Annotated in this window: 19 protein-coding genes; 12 read left to right on the forward strand and 7 right to left on the reverse strand. The window is 76.0% G+C overall.

Annotated features, from left to right (window positions below):
* A partial coding sequence (locus ABZ495_RS20695) for an SDR family oxidoreductase (RefSeq protein ID WP_359837307.1) occupies positions 1–4,982 on the forward strand: 4,982 nt, incomplete at its 5' end.
* A gap of 74 nt (positions 4,983–5,056) precedes the next feature.
* Here ABZ495_RS20695 and ABZ495_RS20700 read toward each other — a convergent pair.
* The gene (locus ABZ495_RS20700; protein WP_359837309.1) at positions 5,057–6,751 is read right to left on the reverse strand and encodes a fatty acid CoA ligase family protein; all 1,695 of its coding nucleotides are present in this window, start codon (positions 6,749–6,751) and stop codon (positions 5,057–5,059) included.
* A gap of 394 nt (positions 6,752–7,145) precedes the next feature.
* Here ABZ495_RS20700 and ABZ495_RS20705 point away from each other — a divergent pair, with 394 nt between their 5' ends.
* Positions 7,146–8,018 (forward strand): SDR family NAD(P)-dependent oxidoreductase, encoded by an 873-nt coding sequence (locus ABZ495_RS20705; RefSeq protein ID WP_359837311.1) that lies wholly within the window; start codon positions 7,146–7,148, stop codon positions 8,016–8,018.
* A gap of 28 nt (positions 8,019–8,046) precedes the next feature.
* On the opposite strand, the gene ABZ495_RS20710 is transcribed toward ABZ495_RS20705, so the two are convergent.
* Both ABZ495_RS20710 and ABZ495_RS20715 read right to left on the reverse strand, forming a co-directional pair.
* Complete coding sequence (locus ABZ495_RS20710; protein ID WP_359837391.1) at positions 8,047–8,772, reverse strand: alpha/beta hydrolase; 726 nt, start codon at positions 8,770–8,772, stop codon at positions 8,047–8,049.
* A 186-nt stretch (positions 8,773–8,958) separates the two neighbouring features.
* Positions 8,959–9,312 (reverse strand): DUF6401 family natural product biosynthesis protein, encoded by a 354-nt coding sequence (locus tag ABZ495_RS20715; protein ID WP_359807706.1) that lies wholly within the window; start codon positions 9,310–9,312, stop codon positions 8,959–8,961.
* Positions 9,313–9,475: 163 nt separating this feature from the next.
* Here ABZ495_RS20715 and ABZ495_RS20720 point away from each other — a divergent pair, with 163 nt between their 5' ends.
* The 5 genes from ABZ495_RS20720 (at position 9,476) to ABZ495_RS20740 (ending at position 14,358) form a co-directional block, all read left to right on the forward strand.
* A complete protein-coding gene (locus tag ABZ495_RS20720) occupies positions 9,476–10,402 on the forward strand; it encodes an LLM class F420-dependent oxidoreductase (protein WP_329491098.1) in 927 nt (308 codons plus the stop codon).
* A 344-nt stretch (positions 10,403–10,746) separates the two neighbouring features.
* Positions 10,747–11,451 carry an AAA family ATPase gene (locus tag ABZ495_RS20725; protein ID WP_359837314.1) on the forward strand — a complete coding sequence of 235 codons (705 nt, stop codon included), beginning with the start codon at positions 10,747–10,749 and terminating at the stop codon, positions 11,449–11,451.
* 293 nt (positions 11,452–11,744) lie between these two features.
* The gene (locus ABZ495_RS20730; protein WP_359807709.1) at positions 11,745–12,755 is read left to right on the forward strand and encodes a zinc metalloprotease; all 1,011 of its coding nucleotides are present in this window, start codon (positions 11,745–11,747) and stop codon (positions 12,753–12,755) included.
* Between the two features lie 261 nt (positions 12,756–13,016).
* On the forward strand, positions 13,017–13,460 hold the full coding sequence (locus ABZ495_RS20735; protein ID WP_359807711.1) for a universal stress protein: 444 nt from the start codon (positions 13,017–13,019) through the stop codon (positions 13,458–13,460).
* 46 nt (positions 13,461–13,506) lie between these two features.
* A complete protein-coding gene (locus tag ABZ495_RS20740; RefSeq protein WP_359837316.1) occupies positions 13,507–14,358 on the forward strand; it encodes a DNA-formamidopyrimidine glycosylase family protein in 852 nt (283 codons plus the stop codon).
* Here the strand turns inward: ABZ495_RS20740 and ABZ495_RS20745 are convergent.
* The 3 genes from ABZ495_RS20745 to ABZ495_RS20755 all read right to left on the reverse strand — a co-directional run bounded on the left by ABZ495_RS20745 (position 14,312) and on the right by ABZ495_RS20755 (position 16,791).
* Complete coding sequence (locus ABZ495_RS20745) at positions 14,312–14,941, reverse strand: uridine kinase (protein ID WP_329491103.1); 630 nt, start codon at positions 14,939–14,941, stop codon at positions 14,312–14,314. The two genes, ABZ495_RS20740 and ABZ495_RS20745, sit on opposite strands and share 47 nt — an antisense overlap.
* A gap of 64 nt (positions 14,942–15,005) precedes the next feature.
* Positions 15,006–16,322, reverse strand: a complete 1,317-nt coding sequence (locus ABZ495_RS20750; protein WP_359837318.1) for a PQQ-binding-like beta-propeller repeat protein — start codon at positions 16,320–16,322, stop codon at positions 15,006–15,008.
* 145 nt (positions 16,323–16,467) lie between these two features.
* A complete protein-coding gene (locus ABZ495_RS20755) occupies positions 16,468–16,791 on the reverse strand; it encodes a DUF4326 domain-containing protein (RefSeq protein ID WP_359807722.1) in 324 nt (107 codons plus the stop codon).
* Between the two features lie 182 nt (positions 16,792–16,973).
* Here ABZ495_RS20755 and ABZ495_RS20760 point away from each other — a divergent pair, with 182 nt between their 5' ends.
* The 3 genes from ABZ495_RS20760 (at position 16,974) to ABZ495_RS20770 (ending at position 21,992) form a co-directional block, all read left to right on the forward strand.
* A complete protein-coding gene (locus ABZ495_RS20760; protein WP_359837321.1) occupies positions 16,974–19,400 on the forward strand; it encodes a SpoIIE family protein phosphatase in 2,427 nt (808 codons plus the stop codon).
* A gap of 133 nt (positions 19,401–19,533) precedes the next feature.
* A complete protein-coding gene (locus ABZ495_RS20765) occupies positions 19,534–21,219 on the forward strand; it encodes a histidine kinase (RefSeq protein ID WP_359837323.1) in 1,686 nt (561 codons plus the stop codon).
* A gap of 104 nt (positions 21,220–21,323) precedes the next feature.
* Positions 21,324–21,992 carry a response regulator transcription factor gene (locus ABZ495_RS20770; protein WP_359807728.1) on the forward strand — a complete coding sequence of 223 codons (669 nt, stop codon included), beginning with the start codon at positions 21,324–21,326 and terminating at the stop codon, positions 21,990–21,992.
* 31 nt (positions 21,993–22,023) lie between these two features.
* On the opposite strand, the gene ABZ495_RS20775 is transcribed toward ABZ495_RS20770, so the two are convergent.
* Positions 22,024–22,455, reverse strand: coding sequence for an Lrp/AsnC family transcriptional regulator (locus ABZ495_RS20775; protein WP_329491109.1), 432 nt, complete (start codon positions 22,453–22,455; stop codon positions 22,024–22,026).
* A 69-nt stretch (positions 22,456–22,524) separates the two neighbouring features.
* Between ABZ495_RS20775 and ABZ495_RS20780 the strand changes: the two genes are divergently transcribed.
* A complete protein-coding gene (locus ABZ495_RS20780; RefSeq protein WP_359807730.1) occupies positions 22,525–23,280 on the forward strand; it encodes a LysE family transporter in 756 nt (251 codons plus the stop codon).
* Positions 23,281–23,807: 527 nt separating this feature from the next.
* Positions 23,808–24,593 carry a transglycosylase family protein gene (locus tag ABZ495_RS20785; protein ID WP_359807732.1) on the forward strand — a complete coding sequence of 262 codons (786 nt, stop codon included), beginning with the start codon at positions 23,808–23,810 and terminating at the stop codon, positions 24,591–24,593.
* The last annotated feature ends 68 nt before the right edge of the window (positions 24,594–24,661 follow it).

Here is a 24,661-nt window from a genome sequence, read left to right on the forward strand (position 1 = left end):
CGGCGCTGCCGGAGCGGGCCGCGGTCCTGGGCGCGGACCGGGCGGCGCTGCTGCACGGCCTGGACGCGCTGGCCGAGGGCCGGCCCGCCGCCGCGGTGGTCCGGTCCGCCGTCACCGAGCACGACGGCACCGTCTTCGTCTTCCCGGGCCAGGGCTCGCAGTGGCTCGGGATGGGTGTCGAGCTGCTGGCGGAGTCGGAGGTCTTCCGGGCCCGCATGGCGGAGTGCGCCGAGGCGCTGAAGCCCTTCGTCGACTGGGACCTCCTGGACGTCCTGCGGGGCGCGCCCGGCGCGCCGTCGCTGGACCGGATCGACGTCGTCCAGCCCGTGCTGTTCTCCGTCCTGGTGTCGCTGGCGGCGGTCTGGCGCTCCTACGGGGTGCAACCCTCGGCCGTGGTGGGGCACTCCCAGGGCGAGGTGGCGGCGGCCTGCGTGGCCGGCGTGCTGACGCTCCCGGACGCCGCCCGGCTGGCCGCGCTGCGCAGCCGGGCCCTGGCCCGACTGGCCGGACGCGGTGGGCTGGCCCCGGTGTTCCTGCCGGTGGAGCAGGTGCGCGAGCGCCTGCGGGCCTGGGAGGGCCGGCTCTCGGTGGCGGCCGTGAACGGGCCGGGCACCGTGGTGGTGTCGGGGGACCTCGACGCGCTGGGCGCCTTCGTGAAGGACTGCGAGGCGGACGGCGTCCGGGTCCGCCGGGTCCAGGCGGGCGTCGCCTCGCACGGGCCGCAGATCGATCTGGTCCGGGACGAGCTGGCCGGGGTACTGGCGCCGGTCGTGCCGGGCCCGGCCGCGATCCCGTTCTACTCCTCGGTCACCGGGCGGCTGATGGAGGGGCGGGAGCTGGACGCCGCCTACTGGTACGCCAATCTGCGCCGGCCGGTGGAGTTCGAGGCCGCCACCCGGGCGCTGCTCGACGACGACCACCGGGTCTTCGTCGAGGTCAGCCCCCACCCGGTGCTGGCGGCGAGCATCCAGGACACCGTCGAGAGCGCGGAGGCCACGGCGACGGTGACGGGCACGCTGCGCCGTGACGAGGGCGGGCCGGAGCGCTTGCTGGCCTCGGTGGCCGGGCTCTGGGCCGCCGGAGTGCCGGTCGACTGGAGCGCCGCCACCGCCGGCGGCCGCCCGGTCGAACTGCCCACCTACGCCTTCCAGCGCCGCCGCTACTGGCTCGACGCCGAGCCGGAGGAGGAGCCGGAGCCGGGCGGCCGGCCGCTCGCGGACCAGCCGTTCTGGGCGGCCGTCGAGCAGGGCGACACCGAGGCCCTGGCCCGCGCGCTGGGCGCCGGACCGGACGGCGGGGCGGCCGTCGACGCCCTGGCGCCCGCCCTGCCGCTGCTCGCCGCCTGGCGGCAGCGGCAGCGGACGCTGTCCGTGGTGGACGGCTGGCGGTACGTCATCGACTGGCAGCCGCTGCGCGAGCCGTCCGGGCCGGCCCTGTCCGGCACCTGGCTGGTGGTGGCCCCGGCCGGTGACACCGGTGACCCGTGGGCCGCCGAGGCCGAACGCGCCCTCGCCGAGCACGGCGCCCGGGTGCTGCGGATCGCGCTCGACCCGGCCGCGGACCGCGCCGGGCTGGCCGACCGGCTGCGCGAACTCGCGGGCGGGCCGGAGCCCTTGGCGGGCGTGCTGTCGCTGCTGGCGCCGGCCGGGCAGCCGCACCCCGAGCACCCCGCGCTGTCGGTGGGCCTGGTGCTCACGCTGACCCTGGTGCAGGCGCTCGGTGACGCCGGTGTCGCGGCCCCGCTCTGGTGCGCGACGCGCGGCGCGGTCACGGTCGGCGCCGCCGACCCGCTCGACAGCCCCGGCCAGGCCGCCCTCTGGGGCCTGGGCCGGACGGTCGCCCTGGAGCACCCCGACCGCTGGGGCGGCCTGGTCGACCTGCCCGGGCAGCCGGACGACCGGGCGCGCGCCCGGCTGTGCGGCGTGCTCGCCGGGATCGCCGACGAGGACCAGGTGGCCGTCCGGGCCGGCGGCCTGTACGCGCGCCGGCTGGTCCGCGCGTCGGCCCCGGCCCCCGGGGCGGAGGTCGCAGCGGGAGCCGGGGCCGAGCCGGGGACGGCGGCCGAACCGGCCGGCTGGCGGCCGCGCGGCACCGTCCTGCTCACCGGCGCCACCGGGGCGGTCGGCCCCTATCTCGCCCGCTGGCTGGCCCGCAGCGGGGCCGAGCACCTGGTGCTCACCAGCCGCTCCGCCGCCGGCGGTCCGGCCACCGACGCGCTGCGGGCCGAACTCGCGGCCGCCGGTACCAGGTTGACGGTCACCGCGTGCGACGTCGCGGACCGGTCCGCGCTCGCCGCGCTGGTGGCCCGGCTGGCGGCGGACGGCACGCCGGTGCGGGCCGTCGTGCACGCGGCCGCTTTCATCCGGCTGAGTTCGCTGGACGCCACCACCCCGGCGGAGTTCGCCGAGGTGGTCGCGGCCAAGGCGGACGGCGCCCGCCACCTCGACGAGATCTTCGACCGGGACGACCTGGACGCCTTCGTGCTCTTCTCGTCCGTCGCGGGGGTCTGGGGCAGCGGCGACCACGGCGCCTACGCGGTGGCCAACGCCTACCTGGACGCCCTCGCGCAGCAGCGCCGGGCCCGCGGGCTGCGGGCGACCTCGGTCGCCTGGGGGCTCTGGAACACCCCGGACCGCTGGGGCCCCGAGGGCCCGTCGAAGGAGGCCGAGCGCCGGCTGTTCCGGCAGGGGCTGCCGCTGATGGACCCCGAACCGGCCGTCGCCGCCCTCCAGCAGGTGCTGGACCGCGACGAGACCTTCGTCGCCCTGGTCGACGTGGCCTGGGACCGCTTCGTGCCGACCTTCGCCTCCGCCCGGCCGCGGCCGCTCCTGGACGCCATCCCCGAGGCCCGCCGGGGCCGCCGGAGCGAGCAGCCGGAGCCCGGGCACGCGGCGGACGCGCTCGCCCGGTGGCGCGACCGCCTGGCGGGCCGCCCGGCGGCGGAGGCCGACCGGGAGCTGCTGGATCTGGTCGCCGGGACGGTGGCGGCGGTGCTCGGCCACGACTCGCCCGAGGCGATCGCGACCGGGCGGCCCTTCCGCGAACTCGGCTTCGAGTCGCTGGCCTCGGTCGACCTGCGCAACCGGCTGAACGCCGCGACCGGCCTGCGGCTGCCGACCACCGTGGTCTTCGACCACCCGACGGTCCGGGCGCTCGCCGACCGGCTGCGGACCGAGATCCTGGGGGAGTCGCCCCTGGTGGCCGAGCACCCGGCGCCCGCCGGTGCCACGGCCGGGGACGACCCCGTCGCGATCGTGGCGATGAGCTGCCGACTGCCGGGCGGCGTCCGGACGCCCGAGGACCTCTGGCAGCTGCTCGACGCCGGTACGGACGCCGTCTCCGGGCTGCCCACCGAGCGCGGCTGGGACCTCGCGGGCCTCTACCACCCGCAGCCCGGACGCCCCGACACCACCTGCACGCGGGAGGGCGGATTCCTGCACGACGCCGCCGAGTTCGACCCCGGGTTCTTCGACATCGGCCCGAGCGAGGCGCTGGCGATGGACCCGCAGCAGCGGCTGCTGCTGGAGGCCTCCTGGGAGGCCGTCGAGCGGGCCGGCATCGACCCGCACGCCCTGCGCGGCAGCCGAACCGGCGTCTACATCGGCTCCCGCTACCAGGGCTACGGCGCCCGGGCCGAGGTCACCGACGAGCTGTCGGCGCACCTCGGTCTCGGCGACGTGATCAGCATCCTCTCCGGTCGGGTCTCCTACACCCTCGGCCTGGAGGGCCCGGCGGTCACCGTCGATACGGCGTGCTCGTCCTCGATGGTCGCCCTGCACCTGGCCGCCCAGGCGCTGCGCCAGGGCGACTGCTCGCTCGCCCTGGCGGGCGGGGTCACCGTGATGTCCTACCCCTCCGAACTGGTCGGGCTGAGCCGGCTGGGCGAGCTGTCGGCGGACGGCCGCTGCAAGTCCTTCTCGGCGGAGGCCGACGGCATGGGGATGGCCGAGGGCGTCGCCGTCGTCCTGCTGGAGCGGCTGTCGGACGCCCGCCGGCACGGGCACCCGGTGCTGGCCCTGGTCCGCGGCTCGGCCGTCAACCAGGACGGCGCGAGCAACGGGCTCACCGCGCCCAACGGTTCGGCGCAGCGGCGGGTGATCCAGCAGGCCCTGGCCAACGCCGACCTGACGCCCGATCAGGTCGACGCGGTGGAGGCGCACGGTACCGGTACGGCGCTGGGCGATCCGATCGAGGCCACCGCGCTGCTGGCCGCCTACGGCGCCGGCCGCTCGCCCGAACGGCCGCTCTGGCTGGGCACCATGAAGTCCAACCTCGGCCACACCCAGTCGGCGTCCGGCGTCGCCGGAGTGATCAAGATGGTGCTGGCCATGCGGCACGGCGTGCTGCCCAGGACCTTGCACGCGGACCGGCCGTCACCGCAGGTGGACTGGGAGGCCGGCGCGGTCCGGCTGCTGACGCGGGCGCGGTCCTGGCCGGAGACCGGTCGGCCCAGGCGGGCCGGGGTGTCCTCGTTCGGGATGAGCGGCACCAACACCCATGTCGTGCTGGAACACGTGGCCGAGGACGCCCCGGACGCCGGGGGCGCTCCGGCTCGGCAGCACGGGCCGCTGCCCTGGGCGCTGTCGGGCCGCACCGCGGCCGGGCTGGCCGCCCAGGCGGCCCGCCTCGCCGCCTTCCTGGAGTCCGGGGCCGAGCCGTCCGCCCTGGACGTCGCCTTCTCGCTGGCCACCGGCCGGGCGGGCCTGGAGCACCGCGCGGTGGTGTTCGCCGCCGACCGGGAGGGGTTCCTCGGCGGGCTCAAGGCGGTGGCCGAGGGGGCGCCGGCCGAGAACGTGATCGACGGCCGGCCGGGGGCGGACACCGCGGCCCCGGCGACCGGGACGGCCGGCGAACTGGAGGCGCTCGCCCGGCGGTGGGTGCGCGGCCAGGACGTCGACTGGCGGACCGCCCTACCGGGCGGGCGGCGGGTGGACCTGCCCACCTACGCCTTCCAGCGCGAGGCCTTCTGGCTGACGCGCTGACGCGCTGACCCCCCGGCACCCGCGCGGGCCGGTCCGGACGGGAGCACCGTCCGGACCGGCCCGCGCGGTTCGGCTCAGGTGCGGGCGGCCGTCTGCCGCTCGGCCCAGCCGGCCAGCTCCTCGCGCCCGATCTTCGCGTTGTGCCGGATGTCGACCGGGAACCCCGGGTGCCGCAGGAACTCGCGCAGCCCGGCCGTCAGCGGCCGGTCGGCGCCGAGCCGGCGCAGCTCGGTCAGCAGCTCCGGCCACTGCTCCTCGGAGACGCCGTCCTCGGTCTCCACGCACACCACCGGGCGCTGGGCCCCGGGGGCCCCGATGCCGACCAGCGCGCTGCGCCGGACCAGCGGGTGCGCGTTGAAGACGCCCTCGCAGCGGACGGTGTGCAGGTCGCCCCCGGCGGTGCGCACCCGCTGGGCCCGGCGCCCGCAGAACCAGAGGCGCCCGGCGTCGTCCAGGTAGCCCAGGTCACCGGTCCGGTGCCAGGTCCGCTCGGGACCGTCGGCGGGCCGCTCGCGGATCTTGTACTGGGCGTTGGCGTCCGCGGTGGCGTGGTAGCGCGGGCTGACCACGTCCCCCGCCACCACGATCTCGCCGATCTCCCCCGCGGGGACCGCCAGGTCGTCCTCCCAGTCCGGCAGCGGGCCGTCGTCGACCCGCACCAGCCGCACCAGCGTCCCGTCGACCGGCCGGCCGACGCAGGTGCCGTCGCCCAGCGCGCCCCGGGCCGCCGTCTCGCCCAGGATCTCGGTGGACTCGATCGAGGAGATCGGCATCGCCTCGGTGGCGCCGTAGGCGACGTGGATCCCGGTCCGCTCGTCCAGCACCCGGCGCAGCGAGGCGACCAGGTCGGGCGGGACGGGTGCGCCGGCGGACACCACGCCGCGCAGCTCGGGCAGTGGGACGCGCTCGCGCTCCAGGTGGGCGGCGAGGACGCGGAACAGCGCCGGGGAGCCGAACACGGTGGACACCCGGAACCGGGTCAGGGCCGCCGTCAGCAGCTCCGGGTCCGCCTGCGCCACCTTGGCCGGCGCGATCGGCGCCAGCACCATGGTCGAGCCGTAGATGAGGTCGAACAGCCCCCAGATCGGGACGGTGACCAGGGATATGTCGTCACGGTCGCGCCCGTGCGCGGCGTGCATCTGGCGGGCCGTCGCGGTGGCCATCCGGTGGACGCTCTCGACGCCCTTGGCGGCCCCGGTGCTCCCGGTGGTGAAGGCGATCATCATCAGGTCGTCGCCGGTCACCGGCCGGGCCGGCGCCGACCCGGAGCCGCCGAGCAGCCCGTCCAGGGTGTGGCCGCCCCAGAACCAGCGCCGGCCCAGCGTCACCTTGATCCGGACGGTCGCGAAGGTGCGGCGGCCGAGCACTCGGACGGCGTGCGCGACCGAGGGCCCGACGAAGGCCTCCGCGCCCACCGCGCGGTAGCAGTGGAGCATGCGCTTGATGCCCATGCCCGGGTCCACCACCACCGGTACCGCGCCGATCCGCAGCAGCGCGAAGACGAGGATGTACAGATCCGGTCCGGGCTTGGGCATCAGGATGGTCCGCATGCCCGAGGTGATCCCGATCCGGCTGAACCCGGCCGCCAACTCCTCGACCCGGCGTTGCAGTTCGCCGTAGCTGAGCTCGCGGTAGCGGATCGCGCCGTCCGGCTCCCGGCCGTCGGGGTGGATGATCGCGGTCTTCTCGGGGGAGGTGCGGGCGTGCCGTTCCAGGTAGTCGGCGAGACCGGCCTCGGCCTCGAAGGGGTGCCGGGGTGCGACGGTCATCGGCGGGCCGCCCGTCCGGCGGTGGCGTCGACTCCACGGTGGCGCCTGGCAGTCATCACTGGTTCTCACTCCTCGGGGTCCACACGAAGGCGCGCTCCCCGTAGCGCCGCCCTGACATGTCGCACCGGGCGGCACACGGTGCCCGTGCGGCAGCCGGTGCCGGTGGGCCTCGGACGACAGGAGTGACGCTACCGGCCGGGCGATCATCGCGGTCGAGAACCGTCAAAAAGGGTCGTGCGCGGTGCAGATGGACCGCCCGGCCCGGATCACCGGCCGCACGCGAAGCCAATGAGACGATACGTCTCGTCTTGACGAGAAGCCGGAACGGGGGCGATAGTGGAGCCATCAAACGAGACGAACCGTCTCGTCTCTCGCAAGTGGAGGAGTACCGGGTATGCGCACCTCAGCCGCAAGTACCGACCGGGTCTGGTTCATCACGGGCGCCAGCCGGGGCCTCGGCCGCGCCTTCGCGGACGCGGCACTCGCCGCGGGGGACCGGGTCGCGGTCGCCGCGCGCACCACCGGGCCGCTGGAGGAGCTGGCGGCCGCCCACCCCGGGCGGGTGCTGCCCCTCGGGCTGGACGTGACCGACCGCGGCGCCGTCTTCGCGGCGGTCGCCGAGGCCGTCGGCCACTTCGGCCGGCTCGACATCGTCGTCAACAACGCCGGGATGCTCTCGATGGGCATGGTCGAGGAGTTCGGCGAGGCCGAGGCCCGGGCCCACCTCGACGTCAACTTCTTCGGCGCGCTCTGGGTGAGCCAGGCGGTGCTGCCCGTGCTGCGCGGGCAAGGCTCCGGGCACCTGGTGCAGATCTCCAGCGTCGCCGCGCTGGGCGGATTCCCGAGCACCGGGCTCTACAGCGCCGGCAAGTTCGCGCTGGAGGGCCTGAGCGAGGCGATCGCGAGGGAGGTGGCGGGCTTCGGCGTGAAGGTGAGCATCGTGCAGCCCGGTGGCTACTGGACCGACCTCTACACGGCGATGCACAGCACCGACACCCTGGACGCCTACGACCCGCTCCGGGCCGAACTGGCGAAGCAGTTCGCCGAGGGCTCGGTCGACAGCGACCCGAAGCTCGCCGCCGAGGCGCTGCTCCGGCTCGTCGACAGCGACGAGCCTCCGCTGCGCCTGCTGCTGGGGAGCATGGTCTACGACCTGGCGTTCGACATCGCGCGGACCAGGATGGAGACCTGGGCCGGCTGGGAGGAGGTCAGCCGTGCGGCGGAGCGCGCGGTGCCCGCGCCCGGCCCGGCCGCCGGGGTGCGGTGACCGCCGGGGCGGCCGCCGGCGCGCGGCGTCAGGCGTCGGTCGGCAGGACCGGGGTGAGGCGGCGCGGTGGCGCCGTGCGCGGTTGGGCGGGGAGCGGGAGGGCGAGGGCGTCGCGGCTGCCGGCCGGCAGCGCCAGCGCGGCCCCGACCTCGGCGGGCAGGTCGCGCAGGCCGAGCAGTCCGGTGCAGAGCCGGGCGGTGGCACGGTGCCAGTCACCGGAGCGCCGGAGGAGGGCGTGACCGCTGCCGACCACGGTGTAGCCGCAGACCCCGGCCCCGGCCGAGCGGGCGCGGGCGGCGAAGGCGCGGGTGTCGGCCGGGCCGGTGACCTTGTCGCGGTCGCCGTGCAGCATCAGGACGCTCCGGCCGGCGAGCTGTTCGCACGGATCCTCCGCCGGGCACCAGGGCGCCAGCGCGACCACGCCGGTGACGTTCGGGTGGCCCGCCGCGCGCAGCGCCGCCCGGCCGCCCATCGAGTGGCCGACCAGCAGGGTCGGCACGTGCCCCAGCTCCTCGGCCAGGTCGCCGAGCGCGGCCCGGGTGTCCCGGGCGGCGTCGGCGCGCTCGCCGTTCCAGCCCTGGTGACGGTAGCGGACGGTGCCGATCGCGACCCCGGCCCCCGCCGTCTCCCGGCGCAGGGCCCGGACGAAGCCGGTCATCCGCAGACCGGGCAGGTTGACCGGGCCGGGCCGGCCGAGGCCGTGCTCCCGGCCGCCGTGCAGGACCAGCACCGCGGCCACCGGGCGCTCGGGCAGCTCCCGCCAGACCAGCGCCCGGTGGCCGGTCGCACCGCTCTCGCGACCCGCCCGGACCGTGCTCCCCGTGTCGCCGCTCACCCTGTACCGTCCCGCCCCCGCCGTCCGTCCGTTGGACCGCCACTGTACGCGTCGACCCGCCGGCGCCGGGCCCGGCCGGGAGGATCGCCCCGGCCGCGCCCGTCCTCAGCGGGTGAGCAGGTCCTGCTCGCGCACCAGCCAGCAGATCGCGGTCAGCCGGTGCACCGCGAAGTCGTACCCCACCGGCTCCCGCCAGCCGATGTCGATCAGCGCGTCGACGAACTCCGCCGCGTACTGCGACAGCTCCGCGCGGTCCAGCGCCAGGGGCAGCAGCGCCGGGCCCTGCGCGTAGAGCAACTCGCGCAACTGGGCGACGTGCTGGTCGACCGCGGCGACGAAGCCGGGCTCGAAGGCGAACTCGGCCAGCCGCGGCGTGAAGGCGGCGACGATCCCGGGCAGCGGGCAGCCGGCCGGCTGGTCGGGGGAGTCGCGGTGGGACTCGTCGGGCGTGGCGAACATCCGTCCAAGGTAGGCGAGCGGCGGCGGGGGAGCGGCCGCGCGGGCTGAGACCTTGGCCACCCCGCCGCCCGCGGCCCGGCCGGTCCCGCCCCCCCGCCCCGCCGGGTGGCCGAAAGCGCGGATCGCCCGGAAGCACGGGGCGATCTGCCCCAGAATGGACCGCATGGATCTTCGAATCTTCACCGAGCCCCAGCAGGGCGCGAGCTACGACACGCTGCTCCGGGTGGCGCGGACCACCGAGGAGCTCGGCGCCTTCAGCGCCTTCTTCCGCTCCGACCACTACCTCAAGATGGGCGGGGTGAGCGGCCTGCCCGGCCCGACCGACGCCTGGATCACGCTGGCCGGCCTCGCCCGCGACACCAGCACCATCCGCCTGGGCACCCTGATGACCGCCGCCACCTTCCGGCTGCCCGGGGTGCTCGCCATCCAGGTCGCCCAGGTCGACGCGATGAGCGGCGGCCGGGTCGAGTTCGGCCTCGGCGCCGGCTGGTTCGAGGAGGAGCACACCGCCTACGGCATCCCGTTCCCCAAGGAGAAGTTCGGGCGGCTGGAGGAGCAGCTGGCGATCATCACCGGCCTCTGGAACACCAAGGTCGGCGACACCTTCGACTTCGCCGGCGAGTACTACCGGCTGACCGAGTCGCCGGCGCTGCCCAAGCCCGCCCAGGAGAAGATCCCGGTGCTGGTCGGCGGCACGGGCCCGACCCGGACGCCGGCGCTGGCCGCCCGCTTCGCCGACGAGTTCAACCTGCCCTTCGTCTCGGTCGAGCAGAGCGCCGCCCAGTTCGGCCGGGTCCGGGCCGCCGTCGAGCGGGCCGGGCGCCAGGCCGACGACCTGGTGTACTCCAACGCCCTGGTCGCCTGCGTGGGCCGGGACGACGCCGAGGTGGCCCGCCGGGCCGCCGCGATCGGCCGTGACGTGGACGAGCTGAAGGCCAACGGCCTGGCCGGCACCCCCGACGAGGTGGTGGCGACGATCGGCCGCTACGCCGCCGTCGGCTCCGAGCGCTTCTACCTCCAGATCCTCGACCTGGACGACCTCGACCACCTGGAGCTGATCGCCTCCCGGGTCGCTCCGCAGCTGGGCTGACCCGCCCCGCGACCGTCCGGCGCCCCTGCCCGCCCCTGCCCGCCCCTGCCCGCCTGCGCCCGCCTGCGCCGCCGGGTGGGAGCGGGCGGGCGGGGGCGGCGCGCTCAGCCCCGGGCAGCCGGGCCGAAACAGCCGGGCCGAGACAGCCGGTACGAACGGCCGGGGCGAATGCGTCGGTTCCGAGGGCGTGGTGCGAGGGCGTTGTGCGGGAGGCGCCGCCGCGGCGCGGGAGGGCTCGGCCGTACCGGCGCTGACCACTAGTCTTTACTCTCTCTTGAAGGGGGAAGGTTTCTTCGGGAGGCGGAGGCCGGGGAGCCGGGGCCGCGGAGTCAGGGGGAGTGCCGGTGGTTGAGGTCGGGGTGTCCGGGGCCAAGGTGCCCGTACCGAGATCGGCGTGCGCCGCCGAGGTCCGCCCGGCCGCGGCGGTGCTGCGCCCGCGCGGCCTGCACGACCTGCGCCGGGGGCCCGGCGCGGCCGGGTGCCCCGAGGCGGGGGCCGCCGCGGTGCCCGCGCAGGCGCTGCACTACCGCGCCGACGACCTGCTGGTCGTGTCGGGCCTGCCGGGCAGCGGCAAGAGCACCCTGATGCGCCGCTGCGTCCGCGCCCCGCTGGTCGACTCCCAGCAGGTGCGGGAGGAGTACGCGGCCCGGGTCCCCGGCTGGCTGCCCTATGCCGCCTACCGCCCGCTGGTGCGGGCCGCGCACTACCGGCGGCTGCGCCGCGCCGTCCTGGCCGGCGGCCCGCTCGCGGTGCACGACTGCGGCACGCTGCCCTGGGTGCGGTACTGGCTGGGCCGCGCGGCCGCCCGGCAGGGGCGCCGGGTGCACCTGATCCTGCTGGACGCGAGCGCGGAGGAGGCCCGGGACGGCCAGCACGCCCGGGGCCAGCGCGTCTCCGCGTACGCCTTCGCCCGGCACCGCGAGTCCGCCCGGCGGCTGCGCGGGCGGATGGCCGGGACGGGCGAGCCGCCGGCGGGCTGTGCGTCGGCGGTGGTACTCGACCGGGCCGGTGCGCGCGCCGTGCGGGAGATCGTCTTCGTGGCGTCGTAGTCTCGGCGAGGCGGTGCGGGGCCGCCCACCCGACCGGTCCGGTCGGCCTTCCGAGGCCTGTCCGGCGGACGGGGCGTCAACTTTCGGACAACCCGGGGGCGTTGCCCCGACCGTGCGGCACCGGAAATGCTCCACCTGTGACCGGGGTCACTCGATCGGGCTTCCGGGTTATGTCCGATATGTCGTCAGAACTTCGCGGCCGGAAGAAACCTGACGCGTACACGCGGCCCTGCGTAGCCTAGGCTCGGCGGCCCCCCTCCGCCACCCCCCACAACTCCCCCTCAGGAGCGCAGATGCGTCGTTCTGCCCGCGTACCCTCGCGTGTCCCCCGCAGATTCCTCAGCGCCGCAGCCCTCGTCACGGCCCTCGGGCTCACCCAGTTCGCCGCCCCCTCGGCGTTCTCCACCGCCGCCGCGCAGGCCCCCGGCGCGGTCGCCGCCCCGTGCGTCGGCGGGGAGAGCCAGGATGCCGGGGCCCGCAAGCCCGCCGGCAGCCCGGGCGGCCAGGAGCCCAACGCCGTCACCGAGGCCCAGGCCCACGCGATGGACGCGGACCTCAGCGCCCGGGTCGCCCAACTGGCCCACTCCTCCCAGGGCAGCGCGCTGCTCGCCCCGGGGACGCTCGCCGCCACCACGACCATCCCGGTGTACGTCCACGTGGTCCACGCCGGATCGACGGGAAAGCTGACCGCGACGGACATCAGCCGGCAGATCTCCGTCCTCAACGCCGCCTACGGCGGCCAGGGCGCGGGCAACACCGCCAGCCAGTTCCAGTTCCAGCTGACCGGCACCGACTACACCGACAACTCGTCCTGGTACAACGGCATCACCCCGGGTTCCTCGGCCGAACGGTCGATGAAGAGCTCGCTGCGCAAGGGCGGTGCCAACGCCCTCAACCTCTACACCGCCAAGCTCGGCCAGTCGCTGCTCGGCTGGGCGACCTTCCCCAGCTCCTACCGGTCGAACCCGAGCGACGACGGCGTGGTCATCCTCGACAGCTCGTTCCCCGGCGGCTCGGCCACCAACTACAACGAGGGCGACACCGTCACCCACGAGGTCGGCCACTGGCTCGGGCTGTACCACACCTTCCAGGGCGGTTGCGGCGGCCAGGGCGACTACGTCTCGGACACCCCGGCCGAGAAGACCGCCGCGTACCAGTGCCCGGCCGGCCGCGACACCTGCACGGCCACCGGCGTCGACCCGATCCACAACTTCATGGACTACACCTACGACTCCTGCATGACCCAGTTCACCCCCGGACAGGTCGCCAGGATGTCCAACGCGTGGGCCGCCTACCGGGCCTGACGGACCGTCCATCCAGAGACCCTGGCGGGTGCGCGGGCAACGAGCCCGCGCACCCGCCAGTACCAGATCTCCGCCTCCGGGCCGCCCGTCCACCGGACCCGCGGGCACGTCACGCTTCTTCGGTCTCGGGGTGGGACCGCACAGGGTTCGAAAGTGTTCGACGTCTTCGGCGTGGCAATTAGCGGCCATATGCCCGTATTGATCTATGTTTGCCTGGTCAGCGGCAGGTGAAGCCGAGGTAGTCGAACAAGGAGCAGCGGCATGGCCGACAGCGCGGAACCCCTGATCGTCGTCGGCGTGGACGGCTCGCCCGCCTCGGAGCGGGCGCTGCGCTGGGCGATCGACTACGCCAGGCTGGCCGGCGGCGGCGTCCGGGCGATCGCCGCCTGGGAGTACCCGGCGTTCTACGGCTGGGCCGGGCTCGCGATGCCCCCGGCCGAGGGCTTCAATCCCGAGGAACTGGCCGGGCGGACGCTCTCCGAGACGGTCGCCAAGGTCGCCGGGGCCGAGGCCGGGGTCCGGATCGCCGAGACGGTGATGCCCGGCAACGCCGCGCAGGCCCTGCTGGAGGCGGCCCAGGGCGCCGCCCTGCTGGTGGTCGGCAGCCGGGGCCTCGGCGGATTCTCCGGCGCCCTGCTCGGATCCGTCAGCCGCCACCTCACCGAACACGCCCCCTGCCCGGTCGTCGTGGTGCGCGAGAAGTAGGCCCCGCCGACCGTGTCGGCGCCGGCCGGCGGGGGAGGATGGGGGCATGCCTGAAGGTGACTCCGTCTACCGTGTGGCGGCCCGGTTGCACGAGGAACTGGCCGGCCGGGTGCTGACCGCGGCCGATCTGCGGGTGCCCGCGCACGCCACCGCCGATCTGACCGGGCGGCGGGTGCTGGAGGTCGCCCCGCGCGGCAAGCACCTGCTGACCCGGCTCGACGGCGGTCTCACCCTCCACACCCATCTGCGGATGGACGGCCGCTGGGCGGTCTACCGCCCCGGCGAGCGATGGTCGGGCGGACCCGCCTGGCAGATCCGGGCCGTCCTCGGCACCGAGCACAGCACGGCGGTCGGCTACCGGCTGCCCGTCGTCGAGCTGCTGCGCACCGCCGAGGAGGAGCGGGTCGTCGGCCACCTCGGGCCCGACCTGCTCGGCCCCGACTGGGACGCGGGCGAGGCCGTCCGCCGGCTCCTGGCCCAGCCCGGTCGGCCGCTCGCCGAGGCGCTGCTCGACCAGCGCAACCTGGCCGGCATCGGCAACGTCTACGCCAATGAGCTCTGCTTCCTCGCCGGGGTCACCCCGTGGACGCCGGTCGGCGAACTCCCGCGCCCCGAAAGGCTGGTGGAGCGCTCCCAGCAGATCCTCGACGCCAACCGGCTGCGCCCCGGGCACGTCACCACCGGCGACACCCGGCCGGGCCGCCGGCACTGGGTGTACGGCCGGGCCGGGCGGCCGTGCGCGCGCTGCGGCACGGTCGTCCGGACGGCGACCCAGGGCACGCCGCCGCAGGAGCGGGTGGCGTTCTGGTGCCCGCACTGCCAGCGCGGGCCGGCCCCCGGGCCGCGGACCGCTACTCGACCAGGGCCGGGTGGCGCGGGTCGTCGACCCGGACGGTGAGGTCGGCCGCCTCGGCGGGGACGGTCTCGGCCGCGTAGCGGGCGAACGCGGGCAGCGTCCACTGCTCCTGGGCCGGTGTGCGGCGGGCCAGCGCGGCCGGGGTGAGCGCCAGATGGACGGTCAGCTCCAGCGGCAGCCAGCGGCCGAGCAGCAGCGCGCCGTCCAGCAGCAGCACGCCGCCGGGCGGCAGCGGCGTGTACGGCGCGCGGGTCGCCCGGTCGGTGACCGGGTCGCGCAGCGACGGCAGGACGAGGCCGGTGCCGCCGGGCTCCAGCGGGTCCAGCACCTCGCGCAGCAGGGCGCCGTCGTCCAGCCAGAGGTCGTGGTAGGCGTCCGGGTCCTGCTTGCCGTACTCCAGCCGGACCGAGGCCGGGCGGAGGAAGGCGGCCGCCGACACCCGCAGGGTGGGGCGGCCGCGCTCCCGCAGCGGCTCCACCAGCGCGTCGGCGAGTGCGTCGGGCCGGGCGGCCGGGGCGCCGTCCACGGCGACCCGCAGCCACCGCTCACCGGCTCCGGGCAGGGCGGTGACGCGGTCGGCGAGGCGCTCGGCGAGCCGGTCGGGCGAGATCGGGTGTACCTGCACGCCGCCATCCTCCCCCGTCGCCGGGGCGGCGGCGGGACCGGGGCCGCGCAGCGGTGACCGCGGGTCAGGCGAGCGGGAGCGCGTGCAGGACGTCGTCGTGGCCGGCGTACAGGCGGGTCGCGTCGTGGGAGAGCGACCAGACGTCCACTCCGGGGCCGGAGTCGCGGAAGGTCCAGCGCTCCTCGCCGGTGGCGGCATCCAGGGCGCGGACGCCCGCGGCGGCCGGACCGGGCACGTAGAGGACCGGCCCGGCGAGCAGCGGGCTGCTGCGGCGGTCCAGCCGGAACGGCAGGCGGTGCTCCCAGACCTGGGCCCCGGTGTCCGCGGCGTGGGCGGTGACCAGGCCGTTGTCGCGGAACAGGTGGACCAGGGCGCCACCGGCGACCGGCGGCAGCAGCCGCCACTCGTCGGCCGGCCCCGGGACGACCGACCAGTGCGGGCCGCCGTCCGCCACCCGCAGGGCCCGCAGCCCGGCCGGCCCCTGCGGGGCGTAGACGTGCTCCGGATCGGTGACCGCCCAGCCCGTGCCCCTGTCGGTGGGCACCGTCCAGAGCCGCTTGCCGGTGGCGGCCTCCAGCAGGCGCAGGCCGCCGGCCAGGCCGTCGAAGGCCGGCACCCGGCCCCCGGCCGCGGTGAGCGGGGAGAGCGGCCGCTCCCCCTCGGACGGACGGGACCAGAGCACCCGGCGGTCCGTGACGTGCACCGCGAAGAGCCGGCCGTCCCCGGCGAACGGCCGGGGCTGGAACTCGCCGTACACGACGTCGCCCGCGCAGCCGAACAGCGTGACGGTGCCGTTGCCCAGCTCCTCCGGCAGCGGCAGGCTCCACTCGGCGGCCGGGTCGGTGAGGTGGTGGCTGTCGAGGTGGCCGTTGGAGGTGGTGAACACCCGGTCGGGGCCGACCACCACATGGGCGCCCGGCTGCTGCACGTCGTTCGGCCAGTCCGTCTTGGCCGTGGCGAACGACAGCAGCCGCAGCGGCCTGCCGTCGGCCGGATCGAGCACCTGGAGCCCCTCGCGGGTGAGGAAGACGGGGACGGCCGGGCGGCCGGTCAGCCGCTCGGCCGCCATCGCCTCCCGGCCCCGGTACGTCCAGAGCGGCGGCGGTCCGGCGACGCGGGTCGGCAGCGGCCGGGGCGGAGCGGGCGCCGGTTCGTCCGCCGAGCGGGCGAACGCCCAGACCGCGGCGCCCGCCGCGAGCACCCCGGCGCCGGTCAGCAGCCGCCGCCGGGTCAGCCGCGGCCCGCCGCCCGCCTCGGAGCCGCCACTCAGCACGTCGGCCGGTTCGGCCGGCCGGTCGTCGCTCTCGCCGTCCCACTGCCAGGCGGCGGCGGCCTCCTCGGTCTGCGCCGTTCGGGCACGGTCGGACGGTGCCGGCTGCATGGACGTACTCGTTTCCCCGGGGCAGCCGCTGCGCTGCGCTGTCCGAGTGAGGATATCGAAGCGCGTCCGGACGGTTCGCGGGCGTCCGGTGCCGGGGGCGGTGCCCGGCCACCCGGACGAGGGCCGCCGGCCCCGGCGGGCCGCCTCAGCTGCCGTGGTCGGCCAGCTCGGCGAGCACCTGGGCGTGGCAGGCGAGCGGGACGCACCAGCAGCCGAGCCGGCGGCCGCGCAGCTCCGGCAGCAGGGCGAGCAGGTCCGGCCGGTCCAGCAGGTAGGCGCGGTACTCGGCGAGCATCCGCTCCCGGCTGAGGTCCGGTCCGGGCCGGTAGGGGCAGTGCAGCGGGGACTCGTCGAGGTGCCAGCCGCCGCGGTGCATCGCCCGCCCGACGTAGACGACGTCGGCGTAGTCGGGATCGTCGCGATGGCCCTTGAGGTTGACCACGGTGGTGCGGCCCGGATCGGTCGGCATCGTGACCATGCTGGCGCGGTCCGGCCCGGGCGGCACGCGGGGCTCGCCTTGACAGTCCCTTGACCCGGGCGTAGCAAGAGAAGATGCGCCAGGGTGTGCCGGCGGACCGGCCCGGTCCGCATGTGACCGGCGGGACTCGGGCGACGCGACCCGACGCGCGCCGCCCCCGGGAGCGCGATGCCGTGGCCGGGGCGACGCACGAGCGGGACGCGCTGCTCGCGACTGCCGTCCGCAGGGTGCTCGCCGAGACCGACGCGTACGGCGGGATGGTCTACCTGCGGGCCCGGGACCGGCGCTCACTGGTGCTCTGCACCATCGCGGGCGTGCCGCTGTCGATCATCGCCCAGTACCGGCGGATCGCCGCGGCCGGGCCGATGCCGGTGGCGGTCAGCTTCCGCACCGGCCGGGTGATCGCGCTGGCCGACACCGAGGACACCATGCGGCGCTTCCCGCAGATGGCCGTCGGCATGCCCTACGACTTCGCCTCCGCCTGCGTGCCCGTCAAATCGGGCAAGGAGACGTACGGGGTGATCGGCGTGCTCTGGGCCGCCTCGGACGAAGGCGTGCCGGCGGGCGCGCAGCGGCACCTGCGGTCGGTGGCCGACGGGCTGGCCGCCGCGCTGGCGGCGCTGGACGGGAACGGGCGGCTGATCGAACCCAATGGCGAGACCGCCGTGGTCGAGCTGGCGCCACCGTCCCCGCCGACCACCAGGGTCGGCCTGTTCGACTGGAACCTGGCCACCGGGGCGCTCGCCGTCGACGAGCCGTTCTGCGAGATCTTCGGGATGTCGCCCGCCGAGTTCGACGGCCGGGCGGCCACCCTGACCACCCGGATCGCCCCCGGCGACCTGCCGGAGTTCCGGGCCGCCGCCCGGGCCGCGCTGGACGAGGGCCGGATGCTGGCCGCCCGGGTCCGGGCGCTCGACCAGGGCGGCCACCCCTATCCGGTCGAGTTCTGGGGCCGGGTGCCCGAGACGGCCGGGCCGGACGGCCGCACCCACCTGGTCGGCGCCGTGCTGGACACCCGGACCGGCACCGCCGCGGCCGAAGCCGTCGAGCGGCTGCGCGACGGCGTCTTCTCGCTGGACCCGGACGGCCGGATCACCTACGCCAACCGCAGCGTCGAGCTGCTGCTGCACGCCCGCCGCGAGGACCTGGTCGGCCACCACCCGTGGGACGTGCTGCCCTGGCTCTCCGACCCGGTCTACGAGAACCGCTACCGCGCCGCGATGGTCTCCCAGCAGCCCACCGCCTTCCTCGCGGCCCGCCCGCCGGACGGCTGGCTGGCGTTCTCGCTCTACCCGGACACCCACGGCGTCACCGGTCGGGTGGTCGCCGCCGAGCCGCCCTCCGGCGCGCCGGAGCCGCCGGCCGAACCCCCGCCCGGCGCCCGGACCAGCGTCGGGGCCATGTACCACCTGCTCCAGCTGGCCAGCGCGCTGAGCGAGGCCGTCACCGTCCGGGAGGTCTGCCGGGCCGTCGCCGACCAGATCCTGCCGGCCTTCGGCGGCCAGGAGCTCGCCATCTACACCGTCCGCGACAAGCGCCTCCACCTGGTCTCCCAGAGCGGCTACCCGGACGGCTTCCTGGACCGCTTCGAGGGCACCCCGGTCGGCGCCCGGGTGCCCGGCGCCGAGGCGCTCAGCTCCGGCACACCGATCTTCTTCGAGTCCGTCCACGAACTCGCCGCCGCCTACCCCGGCATCGCCCTGGACGAGATGCGCGCCTGGGCGTTCCTCCCGCTGATCGCCTCCGGCCACCCGGTCGGCAGCTGCATCATCGGCTTCGACGAGTCCCGCGCCTTCACCCTGGAGGAACGCGGGCTGCTCACCGCCCTCGGCGGCTTCATCGCCCAGGCCCTGGAGCGGGCCCGGCTCTACGACGCCGAGTTCGCCCTCGCCCGCGGCCTCCAGCAGGCCCTGCTGCCGCACCGGCTGCCGCGCCTGGAGAACGTCCGGATCACCGCCCGCTACCTGCCCGGCACCCAGGGGATGGAGATCGGCGGCGACTGGTACGACGCCATCGTCACCGGCCACGACCTCAACCTGGTGATCGGCGACGTTGAAGGCCACAGCGTCGGCGCCGCCGCCACCATGGGCCAGCTGCGCAGCGCGGTCCGGGCCTTCGCCGCCAGCGGCCACCCGCCGGACCAGGTGCTCGCGCAGACCAACCGGCTGCTGCTCGACCTCGACCCCGGGCTGCTCGCCAGCTGCTGCCTGATCCGGCTCACCCCCGCCGACGGCACCGCCAGGATCGCCCGGGCCGGCCACCTCCCGCCGGTGCTGCGCCACCCGGACGGCAGCACCGAGGCGCTGTACGTGGCGGGCGGGCCGCTGCTCGGCGTCGACCACTGGGCCGAGTACCCGGTGAGCGAGTTCCGGATGGCGCCGGGCTCGCTGCTCGCGCTCTACACGGACGGGCTGGTCGAGGACCCCGCGGTGGAGATCGACCACGGCGTGGACCGGCTGCGCGACGCCCTCACCGGACCGGCCGGCGCGGCCGGCGACGCGGAGGACGGGTTGGAACGGCTGGCGGAGCGGCTGCTGCAGGAGGTCGGCTCCACCGACCGGGTGGACGACGTGGCGCTGATGCTCACCGCCTACGGGTGAGCCGGCCGCAGCCGCCGTCGGGCCCGCGACTTTCGTCGGGCCCGCGACTTTCGTCGGGCCCGCGACTTTCGTCGGGGCGGGCAACGACGAACGGTGGCGGTGCCCGGGCGGCCCGCTTCGCTAACCTCGCGGCGTGGACGCGATAGCGAAGGCCTGGTCGAGGGCGGTACGAGCGGCGCTGCCCGGGCCCTGGCGGCCCTGGACGGTGGCTCGGGAGGCCGTCGGCGCGCTGCTGGTGGGCGCGCTCGCGGCGCTGATCGAAGTGGTCTCCCACACCTGCCTCTGGCCGGTCGTCGGCCTCGGGGCGGCCGTGCTCTTCCCGCTCCGGCGCGCCCTGCCCTCGACCGTGCTGCTGCTCGCGGCCGGCGCCTGCGGCTGGTTCGGCGGGACACTGCCGCTGCTGGTCTTCGCCGGCTGGTCGGCCGGCGCCCGGGTGAAGCGGGTCGGCGTGCTGGCCGGCTCGTTCGCCGGTGCCTTCCTGCTGACGACGGCCGTCAGCGTGGTGAAGGAGGCCGGGTCGACGCCGATCAAGCTGACGATCGGGCTCTCGCTGGGCGGGTTCCTGCTGATCGCCGTGCTGCCCGCGCTCTGGGGCCGCTACCGGGCCCAGCGCCGGGCACTGCTGGACGCGCTGCGCGAGCGCAACGAGCAGCTGCTGCGCGAGCGTGCCATGGTGGCGCACCAGGCCAGGCTGCGCGAGCGGCACCGGATAGCCCAGGACATGCACGACAGCCTGGGCCACCAGCTCGCCCTGATCTCCGTCCACTCCGGCGCGCTGGAGGTCGACCGCACCCTGTCCGACCGGCAGCGGGAGGCGGTCGGGGTGCTGCGGCTGGCCGCCGTCACCGCGATGCGCGAGCTGCGCGAGGTGGTCGGCGTGCTGCACGACGAGTCGAGCGCCCGGGAGCCGGCCCCGGTCGCCGGGCCGGTCGGCGCCACCGTGCGCACCGGTGGCACCGAGGGCATCGAGAAGCTGGTCGAGTCCTCCCGGGCGGCCGGGACGACGGTCTCCTTCGGCGAGGACGGCGAGCGCCGACCCGCGGCCGCCAGCGTCGGCCAGGCTGCGTACCGGATCGTCCAGGAGGCGCTCACCAACGCGCACAAGCACGCCCCCGGCGCGCCCATCTCGGTGGCGCTGCGCTACGAGCCGGACGCCCTGGTGGTCGAGGTGGCCAACCCCCGCGCCCCGGAGCCGGCCGAAGTGCCGGCGGGTGGCCGGGTCGCGCCGGTCAGCGGCGGTCAGGGGCTGACCGGACTGCGTGAGCGGGCCCGGCTGGTCGGCGGGATGGTGCACGCCGGGCCGACCGCCGAGGCCGGGTTCCGGCTCGCCGCGGTGCTCCCCTACGAGGGGGCCGGCGGCGATCCGGCCGCCGCCCCGGGCGCGGCCGGGGAGGAGGAGGCCTGGGTGCGGGACGTGCTGCCGGAGGTCGGGAGCGGGTCCGGCGACCGGCGGCGGCGCAGCCCGGCGATCGGCTGCGCGGTCGGCGGGGTGGTGGTGCTGCTCACCGTGCTCGGCCTGCTGGTCTGGGGTGTGGTGGCCTTCATCGGCGCCGCGGGCGACGCGACCGTGCCGCGCGGGCTGTACGACTCGCTCCAGGAGGGCACTCCCGAGGCCGAGGTGGGGGGCCGCCTCCCGATCGGCAACAGCCTCTTCACCCAGGACTACGAGGGCAGCGGCCCGACCCCGCCGGCCGGTTCCTCCTGCCGCTACTTCGTCTACGGGACCACGGGCGGCCTGGGGAGCGAGGAGGAGGTGGCGCGGTTCTGCTTCAAGGACGGCGTGCTGCTGGAGAAGCAGCACTACCCGGCCCGGTCCTGAGGCCGCGCCACCGGGGCCGCCCGGGCCGGTGACCGGTCGGCCCGCGAGATGTGAGGATGGTGGCGAGCAGCGCCACCCGCACCACATCGAGGGGATGACCAGCAGTGATCCGAGTCCTCGTCGCCGACGACGAGCCGCTCATCCGGGCCGGGATCAGGATGATCCTGTCCTCCGCCGACGACATCGACGTGGTCGCCGAGGCCGCGGACGGCCGGCAGGCCCTCGACCTCGCGCTGGCCCACCGGGTCGACGTCGTCCTGCTGGACATCCAGATGCCGGTCATGGACGGGCTGACCGCCCTCGGCGAGCTGCGCCGGGTGGTGCCCGGCGCGCGGGCGCTGATCCTCACCACCTTCGGGGAGCGCGACAACGTCCTGCGCGCCGTCACGGAGGGCGGGGCCGGGTTCCTGCTCAAGGACACCGCGCCGGCCGAGCTGATCCAGGCCGTCCGCGCCGCCGCCACCGGGAACGCCTTCCTCTCTCCCGCCGCGACCCGGTACATCGTGGACTCGCTGGCCGGCGCCCGCAGCGGCCCGGCCGTGGCCCGGGGCGCGTCCGCCCGGCAGCGGCTGGAGGTGCTGACCGCGCGCGAGCTGGAGGTGCTGGCCCTGCTGGGCGAGGGGCTCTCCAACGCCGACGCCGGCGCCCGGATCCACATGAGCGAGGCGACGGTGAAGACGTACGTCAGCCGGATCCTCGCCAAGCTGGGCTGCGAGAACCGGGTGCAGGCGGCGCTGCTGGCGCGCGACGCGGGGCTGGGTGGCGGGATCTGACCCGGCCGGGTGCCCGGTGCCGGGTCCCCGGTCAGCGGGTGGCGATCCGCAGGGCGAGCCGGGTGTTGGAGTGGGCGACGCCCGCCTCGTGCTTCAGCCGGCGTAGCAGCTGGTCGAGTCCGGCGGCGTCGGCCACCCGGGCGCGCAGCAGGTAGTCGTACTCGCCGGTGACATGGGCGGCCTCGGTGACGCCGGGCAGTCGTAGCGCGGTGGTCTCGAAGGCGTCGCTGTCCGTCTCCGGCCGCAGCCGGACGTCGACGAAGACGGTCAGGCCCGGACGGGCGGTGTCGGCGGCCGGGTCGACCAGGGCGGTGAAGCCCCGGATCACACCGCTGCGGACCAGCCGGCGGACCCGGTCGGCCGTCGCGTTGGCACTCAGGCCCACCCGCGCGCCGAGGTCGCGGTAGGAGATCCGCGCGTCCGCGCGCAGTTCGCCGATGATTTCGCTGTCGAGGGCATCCATACCGCGATTGTCGCGGCCCTGGCCGGTTTCCGGCCGCCGTTGTCGCGGCGGGTGGGCCACGGTGGCGCCATGACTTTCGGGACGGCCCTCGGGGCCGGGGTGACGGCGACGGACCCGATCCAGGGCGTGGCGGCCGCGGCGGGGCCCGCGGCGGCGGCGCTGGCGGGCGTCGGGGCGGGGCTGGGCGTGGCGGTGCCGCTGGGGGCGGTCGGGGTGCTTCTGCTGGAGGAGGGGCGGCGCGGGCGCGCGGCCGCGGTGAGTGCGGCGTGCGCGGTGGCCTGCGTGGACGCGGCGTACGCGGCGCTCGCCACGGCGCTCGGCTCCCGATGGGCATCGACCTCCGCCGGCTGGGAGTCCTGGGCCCGGATCGGCTCGGCGGTGGTGCTGGTGGTGGTGGCGGTCCGGGGGCTGCTCGGGCTGCGGCTGGCACCGGGCGGGCCGGCGGGCCCGGGCAGGGCGAACCGGGGCGGCAGGGCGGGCCGGGGCGGCAGGGCCTTCGTGGGCGCGGCGGGCGGGGGTGGGGCGGGGCCGGCGGGCCCTCCGGTCCGGGCCTTCCTGCGGTTCACCGCCCTGACCGCGGTGAATCCGACCACCGCGCTCTACTTCGCCGCCCTGGTCACGGGCGGTAGCGGCCCGCGGGGCGGCCCGGGTGGCGTGGCCTTCGTCGCCGGGGTGCTGGTGGCCTCGCTGCTCTGGCAGCAGGGGCTGGCGGCGGTGGGCGTCTCGGTGGGCGCGCGACTCTCGCCGCGGGCCCGGGTGCTCAGCTACTGCGTCGGGTACGGACTGGTCGTGTGCTACGCGCTGCGCATGGCGTGGCCACGCTGAGTGACAGGTGTGGGCGATGCCACGGGGGCGGCCCGCGGAACCGGGAACTCCGGTGGCGGTGGTGACGGTCCGTCGGCTCGCCATCGCTCTGTGTCGACGGTGTGGGGGGCCTCACAGATGGACAGGTGTGAGCGATGGCACGGAAATTGATCATTCGATCTTGAAAATGCGGTCAAACACGTAAATTTCGGGCACAGTTTCATGATCGATACCGCCGGTAACAGTCAACTGACCTGCGGCGTCCAAGAATTGCTTGAAGCCGCCCCGGGTGGGGCCGTAGCTTCATTGGCGGTGCAACGAGCACCACCCGGGTTCACCCCCGACGCACAGCCCGCCGACTGACCCCCGGCGCGAGGGCCGTGCCCGTTGACGCGATCGGCTCGAACAGGCCGTCGGCGAGCGAGGGTGGCCGGGGCGGCGCGGCACGTCCGACACGTGCCCGGCCGCCCGTCGAGTGAGGTGAGCGCGAAGGCCCTGCCAAGGGTCTGGTTCCGCCTGCCCGCCCGGGGCTTGTCGAGAGGACTTTCATGACGATCCGTAACGAGACCGCCGCTGCCACCACCAACACCACCACCGCCGGGAAGCGCCGCAGCCGTGCCCGTCTGGTGCTGGTCGGCGGGGCCGTCGCGGCCCTGCCGGTGGCCGGCCTCGTCACGGCCACCTCGGCCTCCGCCGCGTCCACCTCGACCTGGGACGCCGTCGCCCAGTGCGAGAGCGGTGGCAACTGGAGCATCAGCACCGGCAACGGCTTCTCCGGCGGACTGCAGTTCACCCCGTCCACCTGGGCCGCGTACGGCGGTACCGCCTACGCCTCGCAGGCCAACCAGGCCACCAAGGCGCAGCAGATCTCGGTCGCCGAGAAGGTGCTCGCCTCGCAGGGGCCCGGCGCCTGGCCGGTCTGCTCGGCGAAGGCCGGTCTGGCCAAGGGCGGCGCCCCGGCGGCCGTCGACACCGCCGCCGAGGCCGCCCCCAAGGCGCAGCAGCCGGCCAAGCCCGCCAAGCCCGCCAAGCCCGCGCAGACCCCGCAGGCGAAGCAGGCCCCGGGCAAGGCCGCGCAGGGCGACCAGGCCCAGAAGTCGCAGAAGACCCAGTCCTGGAAGTCCCAGGACACCGCCAAGCCGGCCATGCCGGCCAAGCCGGCCGCCGCCGACCGGAACGGCTCCGGCGGCAGCTACACCGTCAAGAGCGGCGACACCCTGAGCGACATCGCGGCCAAGTTCAGCACCGACACCGCGAGCCTGCACGCCAAGAACGTCAAGGCGATCGGCGGCAACCCGGACCTCATCTTCCCGGGTCAGACCCTCAGCGTCTGACGCCCGCCCCGCACCTCGCACCGAGCGGCCGCCCCGTCCAGGGGCGGCCGCTCGGGCGCGTCGGTAGG

Origin of the sequence: Kitasatospora sp. NPDC005748 (genome assembly GCF_040630735.1) — a bacterium.
Lineage (GTDB): Bacteria > Actinomycetota > Actinomycetes > Streptomycetales > Streptomycetaceae > Kitasatospora.

Coding starts and splice junctions, on each gene's coding strand:
- ABZ495_RS20700 (WP_359837309.1), bottom strand. CDS start 6,751: ATGACCGTCGCACCCCGGCACCCCTTCGAGGCCGAGGCCGGTCTCGCC.
- ABZ495_RS20705 (WP_359837311.1), top strand. CDS start 7,146: ATGCGCACCTCAGCCGCAAGTACCGACCGGGTCTGGTTCATCACGGGC.
- ABZ495_RS20715 (WP_359807706.1), bottom strand. CDS start 9,312: ATGTTCGCCACGCCCGACGAGTCCCACCGCGACTCCCCCGACCAGCCG.
- ABZ495_RS20720 (WP_329491098.1), top strand. CDS start 9,476: ATGGATCTTCGAATCTTCACCGAGCCCCAGCAGGGCGCGAGCTACGAC.
- ABZ495_RS20730 (WP_359807709.1), top strand. CDS start 11,745: ATGCGTCGTTCTGCCCGCGTACCCTCGCGTGTCCCCCGCAGATTCCTC.
- ABZ495_RS20735 (WP_359807711.1), top strand. CDS start 13,017: ATGGCCGACAGCGCGGAACCCCTGATCGTCGTCGGCGTGGACGGCTCG.
- ABZ495_RS20740 (WP_359837316.1), top strand. CDS start 13,507: ATGCCTGAAGGTGACTCCGTCTACCGTGTGGCGGCCCGGTTGCACGAG.
- ABZ495_RS20750 (WP_359837318.1), bottom strand. CDS start 16,322: ATGCAGCCGGCACCGTCCGACCGTGCCCGAACGGCGCAGACCGAGGAG.
- ABZ495_RS20755 (WP_359807722.1), bottom strand. CDS start 16,791: ATGCCGACCGATCCGGGCCGCACCACCGTGGTCAACCTCAAGGGCCAT.
- ABZ495_RS20775 (WP_329491109.1), bottom strand. CDS start 22,455: ATGGATGCCCTCGACAGCGAAATCATCGGCGAACTGCGCGCGGACGCG.
- ABZ495_RS20780 (WP_359807730.1), top strand. CDS start 22,525: ATGACTTTCGGGACGGCCCTCGGGGCCGGGGTGACGGCGACGGACCCG.
- ABZ495_RS20785 (WP_359807732.1), top strand. CDS start 23,808: ATGACGATCCGTAACGAGACCGCCGCTGCCACCACCAACACCACCACC.